Here is a 12,629-nt window from a genome sequence, read left to right as displayed (position 1 = left end):
GAGGCTGTCTTTTTAGGGTAGCCTCTTTTTTTGTTTTGAACTATTTTAAAAATGCTAAAGGTTTCCTATAATCTTGTCCATAACCCAGCTCGTATGAGCACCAGTCAAACCTGTAGAAGGATGTTCACTGTTTCCCAGAAGGTGTTCTCGCATTTGGTTTACATGATACAACTGAATATTTTCTGGATGCTCAATAAAAAGCTCGGCTTGTCCTTGTTCATTAGAAAGTACTAAAGGCTCATTTTCAAATACAGAAAATGCTATTTTTCCTTTACTTCCAAAAATCTCGACTTTATCTTCTCGCTCATAGCAACCAAAGTTCCAACTTCCAGTACCCGTAATTCCGGATTCATGAAGCCAACAAGCCACAGCAGCATCTTTAGCAGAATACAATCCCTGCTGGTTAAGACTAAAACCAGATACCTCTTTAATATTTCCTAAAAGATGAATAAACAAATCCAACCCATGACTGGCCAAGTCATCAAAATAACCACCAGTAGCGATGTCAACGTCGGTCCGCCAGTTGTATTCTCCTGATAAATCTTGAGCCGTTGCGGGTTTACTCAAATGCCATTTGATGTGTCTGACATCGCCAATACTATTAGAATCAAGCCATCTTTTTATCTGTTCAAAACGAGGTAGTGCACGTCTATAATACGCAACAAACAAAGGAATATTTTTTTCTTCAAAAGCTTCATAAATTGCGAGACTATCTTGGTAACTTGGTGCCAAAGGCTTTTCGATACAGCAGATTTTTCCAGCTACAGCCACTTTGAGTCCATAATATTTATGAACATCTGGAGGTGTGGCAATGTAAATCGCATCAATATCAGGATCATTAATCAAGTCATCCGCATCAGTGTAATATTTACTAATTCCATGTCTTTTGGCATAATCAGCCGCTTTTTCAGCATCTCTTCGCATCACTGCTACGACTTCAAAACCATCTGTTTTCTGGTATGCGGGACCACTTTTTACTTCAGTAACATCCCCACATCCTAATATTCCCCAACGAATTATTTTTGTACTTTCACTTCTATTAATCATTTCCATAATTTTGAAATAATGCAACTTATAGCATTAGTTTATTACTTTTTATCAAGCCAATTTTCATATCACCTATACCCTATTCGTAAATAAAACACCCCGTTAAGGTTAAAGTAAATTTAATTATTTATTGGCAAAGACACAGCTTTCAACAAGTTTATTTAGCATGGAAATAAAATAACTTTTCGTTTTAGTCTCAACTATTAATATGCAACTGTTCTTGATTGTTGTATTCCGTAAAATGGTGAGAAAAGAATATCGTGAAACAAAAAATTGCATTAAAAAACACCTAAATCTTTGCTCCATCATAAATTATTATTGCTTATTTTAAAAACAATAAATCATTGATTTTAAGTATTTTACACTTAAAAAATCCCTCGAGAGTCCAAAACACTAATCCAAGATTATAATTTTTGGCACGCTACTTGGATATACCTAATCAAATAAGTAAAAAAGCGAAAGCCGAAAAGCTCAAGAGTAGGCAAAACCCAAATTATATTGATTATGAAAAAAATTACCCTTTTAGTAGCTAGTATCTTCCTTATTGGAGGTGGTGTAGCGAATGCAACAGAAAAAAACAATTTTTCTCATGAGAGAAGATTACCTGTTGATTTTAGAAATGCGGAACCAATTGTGTTCACAGAAAGAGGAATTGAATTTTTTGTGTTTCCTGACGGACAATTTGATTTCAATACACGTCCTTCAACCGGCAATATGTATTATAAATCAAGTAAAAGAAATGCTGTAAATAAAACGTATGGTGTACCCACAAATTTTCGAAACAAAAATTACGGTGTAAAAGTGGAACACGATAATATGGGCAGAATAAGACGTATTGGAAATGTGTTTATCAACTATGATTCGAATGATAGAATTAAACGAGTTGGTTCTGTATACATGACTTACAACCGTTATGCCTTGGAACAAGTAGGTGGATTGCAAATTATCTACAACCGTCGTGGTCAAATTGTTGATATTATTGGAAGTGTAAAAGGACGTAGAGCGAATGAATACAGCCAAAATAACAATGACAACTACGATCATGATTGTGATTATGGAAATAACCAAAATGACAATGGTAATAACGATTATGATTATGATTATAACCAAAATTCAAATGATCAGGATCAATACTATTATAAAAACAACGGTACAAAAGCCAAAGTCGAAGACACTAAAGTAGTAGGAAGTTTAGATATTAGAATAGATAAAAGATAGTTCGTTTGTTATAATGGTTAGTTTAAAAAGTCCCGTTGGTATTCGTATCAACGGGACTTTTGTTTGAAGCTATTTCTAGCTAACCGCTGCGTAAATAATATACCTTTGACACAACTGAGTTATTATATAATAGTTAAACTATTTTCCATTTTAGTCACAACCATTGATGTCACAACTATTTTCGGTTATCGTATTCAGCAAAGTCACATTCGAATCAAATTTTCCTTCTTCCCATACTTTCTCCAAAGTTTGTAGAAAAGCAGTTGCGGGTTGCGCTCCGGAAATCGCATATTTAGTATCGAAAACAAAAAAGGGAACACCTTGAACGCCAATTGAATTTGCTTCTTTAATGTCTTGCTTTACTTCATTTGCATACGCATTAGAATGTAAAACCTGTTCAATAGATTCAGCTTCAAGTCCTACTTCAAGTCCCAACTCTTTTAATGTATCTAAATCGTTAACGTTCTTGCCATCGGTCAAATAGGCTTTAAACAACAATTCTTCCAAATCATCAGCCAGATTGTGCTTTTTGGCCAAATGCAATAACCGATGTGCATTCAAGGAATTGGCCAGAACTGCTTTTTCAAAATGAAAATCCAATCCTGCCGTTTTTGCGTTTTGAGTCATGTTATCGAGCATATTTTGAGCCCAATCATTGTCTTTTCTGTATTTTTCTGCCAAATGCTCTACCATATTGTCCTCAGGCGAGGCAATAAAATTAGCGTCTAACTGAAAACTTTTCCATTCAATTTCAACCGCTTCTTTATGCTCGAAATTCTGTAAAGCTTCTTCTATTCTTCTTTTTCCTATATAACAAAACGGACACATGATATCCGACCAGATTTGTATTTTTAATTTATTTTCTATCTTCATTTTATTTGAAATTCAAAATTGATTTTATAAGGCAAAATTAATCAATTCGTTTTTGAGCTTTTTAAGTTTTGGAATTTTATTATAGATACCCGAATAGTAAATATTTATTACAATCAAGGAAACAGGAAACTCTTGAAACCAAAAAAACCATCAAAATTGCTCTTGATGGTTTTTCTATATTTTAAAAACTTTGCCTTATCCCAATAAATCCAAAACAAAAGATGGAAACAGACCTAAAGCAATATTCAAAACAATCGCTATAACGGCAACGGCATAAATAATAACCGGAGTTCCTTTTCTTTCCTCGTTTGGTTCTTTAGTGTACATCGCCAAAATCAATTTGAAGTAATACCCAACGCTTATAATTGAATTCACAACTGCTACGATTACTAAAGCCAAATAACCTGCTTGAATCGTTTGATTGAACAAAACCAACTTAGCAAAGAATCCAGCGAAAATTGGAATACCAGCCATAGAAAGCAAAGAAGCGGTAAGAATAGCGGCTAACAATGGATTCGTTTTTCCTAAACCGTGAAAATTCACAATATCTTCGTTATCTCTATTTTTACAAACGTATAAAATCACACTAAAAGCAGCGATTCCAGATAAAGAATAAGCCGAAGCATAATACAACAAACTACCCGCTGAAGTGGACAAACTCAATAAAGTCATCAACATAAAACCAGCATGGGAAATTCCTGAAAAAGCCAACATACGTTTTACGTTTGTTTGTCTCAATGCCATAATATTCCCAACCGTCATCGAAGCCATAGAAATAACAACCACAATAATTTTAAATGACTCAGAAATATCCGCATTCATAACCGATAACAACTTGTATAATGTCGCCGTGGCAACTACTTTCGCCAAAGTGCTCATCAATGCAGTTGTCAATGCAGGAGAACCTTCGTAAACGTCCGGTGCCCAGAAATGAAATGGGACTGCCGCCACTTTAAACAACATTCCGATTGTTACCAATACAATTCCGATTGGAAACCAAATTGGCAATTCAGCCGATTGCGACAATTCACTGATTTCAGTAACGTCAAAACTTCCCATCGCTCCGTAAATTAAACAGATCCCAAACAGAATGATTCCGGAAGCAAAAGAGCCCATTAGGAAATACTTCATTCCCGCTTCGTTACTTTTTAAATTCATACGGTTACTTGCCGCAAGAATATAAAGTGATATTGATAATACTTCGATTCCTAAAAAGAACATCGCTAAGTTTCCAAAAGAAACCATCGCTACTGCTCCTGCCAATAAAAATACTTTTATGGCAATGAAATCTGAGATTTTAGATTGGTGATTTTCGTAAAAATTATGTCCTAAAGCGACCAAGAAAATGGTAAGCACAATAAACAAAGATGAAAAAGTACTTGAAAATTTACTGACAACAATCATGTTGTTATAGTAGCTCTCTGTCGAATTAAATTCCGATATGGTTAAACCAAGAACACCCAACAATCCAATAATTATTATTGGAACTATGGCTTTTCTTAAATTAAAAATTTCAAATAAAAGGCATAAAACACCTAATCCTATTATAGCTATTAATGTATTCATCTTTTATTTGACTTAGTTAATTCGGTTTATTTGAGTTAAAATTTCTTCAAGGCTTGGGGTAATCAAATCGGTAATTGGTTTTGGATACATCCCAAAAAAGAATAAAACACCTATTATTAATACTAAAGTTAATCCTTCATTGAAAGTAACATCAGCGAAGATTTTTGAATTGGTTTCACCTAACATGGCGTGTTGGAACATTTTCAACATATAATAGGCCCCTAAAATTATAGTTGTTCCTCCTAAAACAGCAAACCAAATATTAATTTGAGAAAGGCTGTATAAAACGGTAAATTCTCCAACAAAGTTAAAAGTAGATGGCAAAGCAACAGATGCCAAAACCAATATCAAAAACATTGAGGTGAATTTTGGTGATTGGGGACGAATGCCTCCCATTTCGGCAATTGCTCTGGTTTCATATCTTCTGAAAATAATCTCAGCGACGTAAAACAATCCAACAACCACAAATCCATGTGCAATCATTTGTAAAACTGCTCCACGCAATCCATCTAATGTCAATGTGTATGTTCCCGCTGCTATTAATCCAACGTGAGCCAAAGAAGAATAGGCCAATAATTTTTTTAAATCTTTTTGTCTCAGTGCTACAATAGATCCGTAAATCACACCCGCTATTCCAAGTCCAATGAAAATATACATGTATTCTTTGGCGGCAAGTGGCGCCAATGGCAATTGCCAACGAATAACACTGTACAATCCCATTTTTAGCATGATCCCAGATAAAAGCATTGTCCCAACGGTTGGTGCTTTTTGGTACACATTTGCTTGCCAAGTATGGAAAGGAATTAATGGGATCTTAATGGCATACGCCAAGAAGAAAGCCAAGAATATCCACAACTGTTCAGTCGCTGATAAGTTTAATTTATATAAATCTTCCAATAAAAGACTTCCCGCTTGTTGATACATATAAACAAATGCCACCAACATAAATAAAGAACCTGCCAATGTGTAGATAAAGAATTTAACTACTGCTTTTTTGCGTTCTTCTGCGTCTCCGTTACCCCAAATTAAAGCGATAAAGTAAATTGGAATCAATGACAATTCCCAAAAAATATAATATAACAAACCGTCTGATGCCAAGAATGTTCCTGCCATTGCAAACGACATAAACAAGATTAACGCATAAAATGATTTTGAATTTTTATATTGATTTCCAAAAGAAGAAAAAATAATTATTGGAGTCAAAGCCGTAGTCAATAAAAGCATCGCCATGGATAATCCGTCAGCTTTTAGAGCAAAAGAAATATTAGGTTGTGTGATCCACTGGTTGATAAAACTGATGTTTTCACCTAATTTATAGTGATTTAATAATACAATAGAAGCGCCTGCAGCAGCCAACCCAAAGAACAAAGCTACTTTTGAAGCCAATTTATCGCCTGCAAGATAAGTTGCAAACGCACCAACCAAAAGTATAATTAATATTAGAGATACATTCATTTGTAATTTTTTATTATTTTTTAAATGTCAAATGTAATAGACTTTTAAAATGTAATTTATTTAATAATTGAAATTTGGCGTAAAAAGTCTATTTCATAGTATAAGATTATTGAGCTAAAAATAAATAAGAAACAATGGCACAAAGCCCTAATACGAAAACAAAAAGATAAAGTCCGATACTTCCATTTTGTATTTTCTTTCCTTGGTAACTTATTTCGTTGGTAACTTTTCCGAATCCAAAAACTAAAGCTGACAAACCTGTTTCTATAGTGTCTCTGAAAAAACGAGACAAAACATTAATTGGTTTAACAAAAATAGCATCATAGCATTCATCAACATAATATTTATTGTAAAGCACTTTAGAAAATCCTGTAATGGCAGCATCTTCTGTAGGAACTGTATTTTGTTTGATGTATTTGGCGTAAGCAATACCAATTCCTACTAATCCGCCCACAACGGCAATAGCCATCAAGATATATTCAGTAGTTCCTAAATGGTGTTCCGCGGTCGCTAATTTTGGTAAAATAGGAGTCAAATATCCATTCAACCAACTGTTTCCAGGTAAACTGATCAAACCACCTATAGTAGCCAAAAATGCTAAAACAATCAAAGGAATGATAATCAAAGACGGGCTTTCGTGCAAATGGTGTTTTTGCGCTGAAGTTCCTCTGAATTCTTGGAAGAAAGTTAAAAACATCAATCTAAACATATAGAAAGCAGTCATTATAGAAGCAATCGAAGCAACAATCCACAATGGAATATTATGATGGAAAGCCACTAATAAAATTTCGTCTTTCGAGAAAAAACCTGAAAATAATGGAACTCCGGAAATAGCTAAAGAAGCAATCAACATCGTTACAAACGTAATTGGCATCGCTTTTTTCAAGCCACCCATTTTACGCATATCTTGTTCTCCGTGCAAAGCGTGAATAACAGAACCTGAACCCAAGAACAAACAAGCTTTGAAGAAAGCATGAGTGATTACATGGAAAACGGCTACTTCATAAGCACCTAAACCCAAAGCTAAGAACATTAATCCCAATTGAGAAACAGTGGAATAAGCCAATACTTTCTTAATATCATTTTGAACCAATCCTATTGTAGCGGCTACTAAAGCAGTCACAGCTCCAACAACTGCGATTATAGATTGAACGCTTGGAGTCAAATCAAATAAGAAATTTAATCTGGTAATCATAAAAATACCCGCAGTAACCATCGTTGCAGCGTGAATCAATGCAGATACCGGTGTTGGACCCGCCATCGCATCTGGTAACCAAGTATACAATGGAATTTGAGCCGATTTACCACAAGCTCCAATAAACAGGGCTAACGCAGCAACCGCAACCCAAAAATCATTATAGTCTGGCGCAGTAGTTATAGCTGTTTTTAATGTTGTAAAATCTACGGTTGAAAATAAATTCCCAAGAATGAAAATTCCAACTAACAACCCTAAATCTCCAATTCGGTTCATGATGAATGCTTTCTTAGCTGCATCATTGTACTCTTGGTTTTTATGCCAGAATCCAATTAACAAATACGAACAAAGACCAACGCCTTCCCATCCAATGAACATTACTAATAAGTTGCTTCCTATCACTAAAGTGATCATGAAGAATATAAACAAATTCAAATACGCAAAAAATTGGTGCATATTTTCATCATCATGCATGTAACTGATCGAATACAAATGAATCAAAGATCCAATTCCGGTTACAAAAAGCAACCATAAAATGGACAATTGGTCCAATTGAAATCCAAAATCAACTTTGAAATTACTGATTTGAATCCAGTCAAAAAGAGCAATACGAATGCCTTCCGGTTGAGCAGCTATTCCACTGAAGAAATAAACAGTCGCAATAAAAGAAACCACAACTGATAGGGTTCCAATTATTCCTGAAAGCGATTTTCCCAGGCTTTTGCCAAAGAAAACATTGATTAAAAATCCTAAAAAAGGAGCAAGAACTAAAACTAAAGCTATATTGGTATTCATTTCCATTTATCCTTTTAAGTTTTTTAAATTATCGATAGTAATTGAACCTAAATTTCTAAAAATAGAAACCAAAATTGCCAATCCTACCGCAACTTCTGCCGCAGCAACAGCCATCGAAAAGAACACAAAAACTTGTCCTTGCGCATCTTGATGATAGGTCGAAAATGCTACAAACAATAAGTTTACTGCATTCAGCATAATTTCAATTGACATAAATACGATAATGGCATTTCGTCTGTACAACACTCCGAAAACTCCAATACAAAAAAGTATTACGCTTAGGAATATATAATTTTCAATACCAATGTGGTTTAAAATATTGTTCATCTTATTTTTGCAATTTTTCTTTTTTAGACAATAACACAGTTCCAATCATAGCAACCAAAAGTAATATAGAGGCAAATTCAAACGGAACCATATATTCATTCAGCAGTATTTTACCCAATACTTTTATAGACTGATAATCTTCACCGGTAGTTACATATTCTCCAACAATAGGTTTTGAATTGATAAAAATGGCAATCAAAACCAAACAAATCAAACAGAAAGAAACAATAGCTCCTAATCTCGTAATTCTAGGTCGGTGCACTTCTCTTTCCTCATTTAAATTCATCAACATGATGGTGAATAAAAACAAAATCATAATCGCTCCAGAATACACAATAATGTGGACTATCGCTAAAAATTGAGAATTCAATAATAGATAATGACCCGCAATCGAAAAGAAACAAATCACTAAATAAATAGCGCTGTGAATCGGATTTTTGCTAAAAATTGTCAAAAATGCGGTTGCTAATGTGATAGCAGCCAATACACAAAAAATTATAAGTATCGTAGACATTAGTTAGCGTTTTTAAGTTGAGCGTTTTTCATTGCCATTTCCAGAGGCATGACCAATTTGTCTTTTCCAAAGATGAAATCTTCTCTCTCATAGCTAGAAGGAACTAAAACTTTAGAAGTCGTCAGGTAAATTGCGTCTTTAGGACAAGCCTCTTCACACAATCCACAAAAAATACAACGTAACATATTGATTTCATATATCGATGCATATTTTTCTTCTCTGTACAAATGTTTTTCGTCTGCTCTGCGTTCTTCAGCCTTCATCGTAATCGCTTCTGCAGGACAAGACAAGGCACATAAACCACAAGCCGTACAATTCTCACGCCCTTCCTCATCACGCTTCAACATGTGCTGACCGCGATAAACTGAACTTCTTTCACGTACTTGTTCCGGATATTGAATCGTTACTTTTCTTTTAAACAAATGCTGAATCGTAATTATCAAACCTTTGACAATCGCAACAAGATACATTCTTTCCCAAAAAGTCATCTCCTTGTTAGAGACTTGCTTTTTTCTTCCCGATAAGGATATGGTTTCTATTGACATTTTTTATTTTTATTTGAAGCTTAATCCTGCTATCCGTTTCAATCTGTCTTTGCGAGGAACGAAGCAATCTTTCGATTAGATTGCTTCGTTCCTCTCGCAATGACAGGATTTCCACTGCTATCAGGGCTAGGGCTTTTCGGTACTAATAATGTTCCTTTTTTTAGACTCTAATTTTTGTAACCAATTTTATTCCTTTCTACTTTATTGTCTTGTTTTTCCATCAACTCATCCAAATAAGTAAAAACCAATTCAATATTTTTATCGTGATTTACCAATTTCTTCTTTATTTCTTCGATGTCTAGTTTTGCATTTAAATTATCGGTTAGAAATTCTCTCAAACTTACAAATATCTCTATTATTTTGATACTCATTTGAGTTGCTCTTTCGCTTTTCACAACATTAGACAACTGCAATATTCCATGTTCCGTAAATACATACGGAAGTGAACCGCCAAGAGCTTGTTTTGAAGGTATCGCATTTTGCGACACCATTAAATCAACCTCAATTTCATTAAGCCTAAACATAAAATGTTCAGGGAATTTATCGATGTTTCTTTTAACTTGTTGTCTCAAGGCTCTTGGATCCACATCATACAAATCAGCTAAATCCCTATCTAACATCACTTTTGCGCATCTAATAAAATAAATTTTATTAGTTATTATTTCGTCTGGAATAATAATTTTGTCCATACATTAACCTTTTTTGTTAAGGTGTCACATTTTGTTACACCTATATCTTTGCTTTTGATAAAATGGCACAAAGTGAAGCAATCCAATATTTAATATTTTTAATACATAGCTTTAAAACTTACTATTCTTATAAAATCCATTTCCGAAGGAGTTGCAAATTGCAACCCCTTCGGAAATGGATTACAATTATAATTATATATCATTTATTTCTAACTGGTCATAAATTGCAACCATCTCTACTTATTAAGGTGTCGCAATTTGCGACACCTTAAGGTTTTCCTTATTTTATATTATCTTGAATTCTAAAATCCTAAATAAGTTGCAATTTCACTTCTCAAAATTACAATTCCGGTAATCATAATATTGATAATGGATAATGGAATCAAAATTCTCCAACCCAAATGCATCAATTGATCGTATCTGAATCTTGGAATAGTCCAACGAACCCACATATAGAAAAAGATGAATCCACATAATTTGATAAACAAAGCACCAAATCCTAAAATATTGGCAATATTCACACCCCAATTTTCTACAGCCCAACTCATTCCAGGATAATTATATCCTCCAAAGAATAAAACAGCTAAAATCGTGGAAGAAATAAACATATTCGCATATTCAGCAAATAAATAGAATCCCATTTTCATCGATGAATATTCCGTGTGATATCCTCCAATTAATTCCGTTTCGCATTCCGCTAAATCAAAAGGAGTTCTGTTCGTTTCTGCAAAAGCACAAATTAAGAATATAATAAAAGATAACGGTTGATAAAACACATTCCAATTCATTCCTGCTTGTTGTGCCGAAATCTCTCTTAAACTCAACGTTCCAGTCATCATCAACAAAGCAATCAGCGAAAGTCCCATGGCAACTTCATAAGATACCATTTGCGATGCAGCACGAACGGCACCCATCAAAGAGAACTTATTGTTGGATGCCCAACCACCAATCATGATTCCGTAAACACCCACTGAAACAACTCCAATAAAGTATAACAGCCCAATGTTTAAATCAGTCGCCTGCAATAAAATATCTCTTCCAAACAAATGCAACTTATCTCCCCAAGGAATTACGGCGCTCGTCATTAAAGCAGTACTCATAGCAATTGCCGGACCTACAAAAAACAAAAATCTGTTCGGTGTATTTGGCTCAAATTCTTCTTTCGAGAATAATTTTAAACCATCGGCAAGCGGTTGAAATAATCCAAAAGGTCCTGCTCTGTTTGGCCCAACACGATCCTGAAGCCAAGCGGCAACTTTTCGTTCAGCCCATGTGGAATACATTGCCATCAACATTGTCAAAGCAAAAACTGCAACAATAATGACACTTTTTTCTATGATAATAGTACTATCCATTATTACCCAAGCTTTTTTGATTCATAATGTCTTCTTCAGTCAATGGAATTTCGACCATGCTTATTTTCTTGCGATCTTCTTCTCTACCTAAAAGAATGTTCTCTTCGGTAGCGATTTCCACTTTATGCAATTTTCTATAGTATTTATTTTGATTGATAACCGAATCTTTTTCAAATGCTCTCGGTCCTTCAATAATCCAATCTTTTATGTCTTTGTGATCAAAACGACAACCATTACAAATAAATTCTTCTACTTCATGGTATTCATCTTTTCTTCCGGTAACACGTTGGATTTCGTCACCAAACATCCAAAGCGTAGTTTTTCCACAACATTTATCACAATCTCTGTGTGCATTGTACGGTTTGTTAAACCAAACTCTTGATTTGAATCGGAACGTTTTATCAGTCAATGCTCCTACTGGACAAACATCAATCATATTCCCTGAGAACTCATTGTCAATCGCTTTAGAAATACAAGTCGATATATTAGAGTGATCCCCCCGATCCATCACACCGTGAACACGATTGTCTGTCAATTGATCCGCAACCATTACACAACGGTAGCAAAGAATACAACGATTCATGTGTAATTGAATATGTGGACCAATATTTTCTGGCTCAAAAGTTCTCTTTTCTTCAATAAAACGAGTTTCTGATTTACCGTGTTCAAAGCTTAAATTTTGCAAATCACATTCTCCTGCCTGATCACAAACTGGACAATCTAATGGGTGATTAATCAATAAAAACTCTGTCACCGATTTTCTTGCTTCGGTTACTCTATCAGAAGATTTGCTGTTCACTTCCATTCCGTCCATACAACCGGTTACACAAGAGGCCATTAATTTTGGCATTGGTCTTGGATCGGCTTCACTTCCTTTAGCAACTTCCACTAAACAACAACGGCATTTTCCACCGCTTCCTTTTAGTTTAGAATAATAACACATCGCTGGCGGAACTACTTCCCCACCTATCATACGTGCCGCCTGCAGGATTGTTGTTCCTGGTTCTACTTCTATGCTTTGACCGTCTATGGTTACTTTCATTTTCTGAA

Annotated in this window: 12 protein-coding genes; 1 reads left to right on the top strand and 11 read right to left on the bottom strand. The window is 34.7% G+C overall.

Annotated features, from left to right (window positions below):
- Positions 1-54: 54 nt before the first annotated feature.
- Positions 55-1,047: a Gfo/Idh/MocA family protein gene (locus ACNO7W_RS00830; protein WP_417936652.1), complete on the bottom strand. Its 993-nt coding sequence runs from the start codon at positions 1,045-1,047 to the stop codon at positions 55-57.
- A gap of 504 nt (positions 1,048-1,551) precedes the next feature.
- Here ACNO7W_RS00830 and ACNO7W_RS00825 point away from each other — a divergent pair.
- Positions 1,552-2,265: a hypothetical protein gene (locus ACNO7W_RS00825; protein WP_417936651.1), complete on the top strand. Its 714-nt coding sequence runs from the start codon at positions 1,552-1,554 to the stop codon at positions 2,263-2,265.
- A gap of 150 nt (positions 2,266-2,415) precedes the next feature.
- Here ACNO7W_RS00825 and ACNO7W_RS00820 read toward each other — a convergent pair whose 3' ends face one another.
- From ACNO7W_RS00820 to ACNO7W_RS00775, 10 genes are all read right to left on the bottom strand, one after another.
- Positions 2,416-3,138 carry a DsbA family oxidoreductase gene (locus tag ACNO7W_RS00820; RefSeq protein ID WP_417936650.1) on the bottom strand — a complete coding sequence of 241 codons (723 nt, stop codon included), beginning with the start codon at positions 3,136-3,138 and terminating at the stop codon, positions 2,416-2,418.
- Between the two features lie 195 nt (positions 3,139-3,333).
- Positions 3,334-4,704 (bottom strand): NADH-quinone oxidoreductase subunit N, encoded by a 1,371-nt coding sequence (locus ACNO7W_RS00815; protein ID WP_417936649.1) that lies wholly within the window; start codon positions 4,702-4,704, stop codon positions 3,334-3,336.
- 12 nt (positions 4,705-4,716) lie between these two features.
- Positions 4,717-6,159 (bottom strand): complex I subunit 4 family protein, encoded by a 1,443-nt coding sequence (locus tag ACNO7W_RS00810; RefSeq protein ID WP_417936648.1) that lies wholly within the window; start codon positions 6,157-6,159, stop codon positions 4,717-4,719.
- Positions 6,160-6,265: 106 nt separating this feature from the next.
- Positions 6,266-8,149, bottom strand: coding sequence for an NADH-quinone oxidoreductase subunit L (gene nuoL / locus ACNO7W_RS00805; RefSeq protein WP_417936647.1), 1,884 nt, complete (start codon positions 8,147-8,149; stop codon positions 6,266-6,268).
- Between the two features lie 6 nt (positions 8,150-8,155).
- Positions 8,156-8,476 carry an NADH-quinone oxidoreductase subunit NuoK gene (nuoK, locus tag ACNO7W_RS00800; RefSeq protein WP_066079401.1) on the bottom strand — a complete coding sequence of 107 codons (321 nt, stop codon included), beginning with the start codon at positions 8,474-8,476 and terminating at the stop codon, positions 8,156-8,158.
- A 1-nt stretch (position 8,477) separates the two neighbouring features.
- Positions 8,478-8,990 (bottom strand): NADH-quinone oxidoreductase subunit J, encoded by a 513-nt coding sequence (locus ACNO7W_RS00795; RefSeq protein WP_091172454.1) that lies wholly within the window; start codon positions 8,988-8,990, stop codon positions 8,478-8,480.
- The gene (locus ACNO7W_RS00790; protein ID WP_417936646.1) at positions 8,990-9,535 is read right to left on the bottom strand and encodes a NuoI/complex I 23 kDa subunit family protein; all 546 of its coding nucleotides are present in this window, start codon (positions 9,533-9,535) and stop codon (positions 8,990-8,992) included. Before ACNO7W_RS00790 ends, ACNO7W_RS00795 begins: the two co-directional genes overlap by 1 nt.
- A 167-nt stretch (positions 9,536-9,702) precedes the next feature.
- A complete protein-coding gene (locus ACNO7W_RS00785; protein ID WP_417936645.1) occupies positions 9,703-10,224 on the bottom strand; it encodes an ORF6N domain-containing protein in 522 nt (173 codons plus the stop codon).
- Positions 10,225-10,526: 302 nt separating this feature from the next.
- Positions 10,527-11,579, bottom strand: coding sequence for an NADH-quinone oxidoreductase subunit NuoH (gene nuoH, locus ACNO7W_RS00780; protein ID WP_417936644.1), 1,053 nt, complete (start codon positions 11,577-11,579; stop codon positions 10,527-10,529).
- Positions 11,572-12,621 (bottom strand): 2Fe-2S iron-sulfur cluster-binding protein, encoded by a 1,050-nt coding sequence (locus tag ACNO7W_RS00775; protein ID WP_417936643.1) that lies wholly within the window; start codon positions 12,619-12,621, stop codon positions 11,572-11,574. The genes nuoH and ACNO7W_RS00775 overlap by 8 nt, the downstream gene beginning before the upstream one ends.
- Positions 12,622-12,629: the final 8 nt, after the last annotated feature.

Source organism: Flavobacterium sp. ZB4R12, from assembly GCF_048276375.1.
GTDB lineage: Bacteria > Bacteroidota > Bacteroidia > Flavobacteriales > Flavobacteriaceae > Flavobacterium > Flavobacterium gawalongense.
This window is presented reverse-complemented; position numbering and strand designations above follow the sequence as displayed.

Coding starts and splice junctions, on each gene's coding strand:
- ACNO7W_RS00830 (WP_417936652.1), bottom strand. CDS start 1,047: ATGATTAATAGAAGTGAAAGTACAAAAATAATTCGTTGGGGAATATTA.
- ACNO7W_RS00825 (WP_417936651.1), top strand. CDS start 1,552: ATGAAAAAAATTACCCTTTTAGTAGCTAGTATCTTCCTTATTGGAGGT.
- ACNO7W_RS00820 (WP_417936650.1), bottom strand. CDS start 3,138: ATGAAGATAGAAAATAAATTAAAAATACAAATCTGGTCGGATATCATG.
- ACNO7W_RS00815 (WP_417936649.1), bottom strand. CDS start 4,704: ATGAATACATTAATAGCTATAATAGGATTAGGTGTTTTATGCCTTTTA.
- ACNO7W_RS00810 (WP_417936648.1), bottom strand. CDS start 6,159: ATGAATGTATCTCTAATATTAATTATACTTTTGGTTGGTGCGTTTGCA.
- nuoL (WP_417936647.1), bottom strand. CDS start 8,149: ATGAATACCAATATAGCTTTAGTTTTAGTTCTTGCTCCTTTTTTAGGA.
- nuoK (WP_066079401.1), bottom strand. CDS start 8,476: ATGAACAATATTTTAAACCACATTGGTATTGAAAATTATATATTCCTA.
- ACNO7W_RS00795 (WP_091172454.1), bottom strand. CDS start 8,990: ATGTCTACGATACTTATAATTTTTTGTGTATTGGCTGCTATCACATTA.
- ACNO7W_RS00790 (WP_417936646.1), bottom strand. CDS start 9,535: ATGTCAATAGAAACCATATCCTTATCGGGAAGAAAAAAGCAAGTCTCT.
- ACNO7W_RS00785 (WP_417936645.1), bottom strand. CDS start 10,224: ATGGACAAAATTATTATTCCAGACGAAATAATAACTAATAAAATTTAT.
- nuoH (WP_417936644.1), bottom strand. CDS start 11,579: ATGGATAGTACTATTATCATAGAAAAAAGTGTCATTATTGTTGCAGTT.
- ACNO7W_RS00775 (WP_417936643.1), bottom strand. CDS start 12,621: ATGAAAGTAACCATAGACGGTCAAAGCATAGAAGTAGAACCAGGAACA.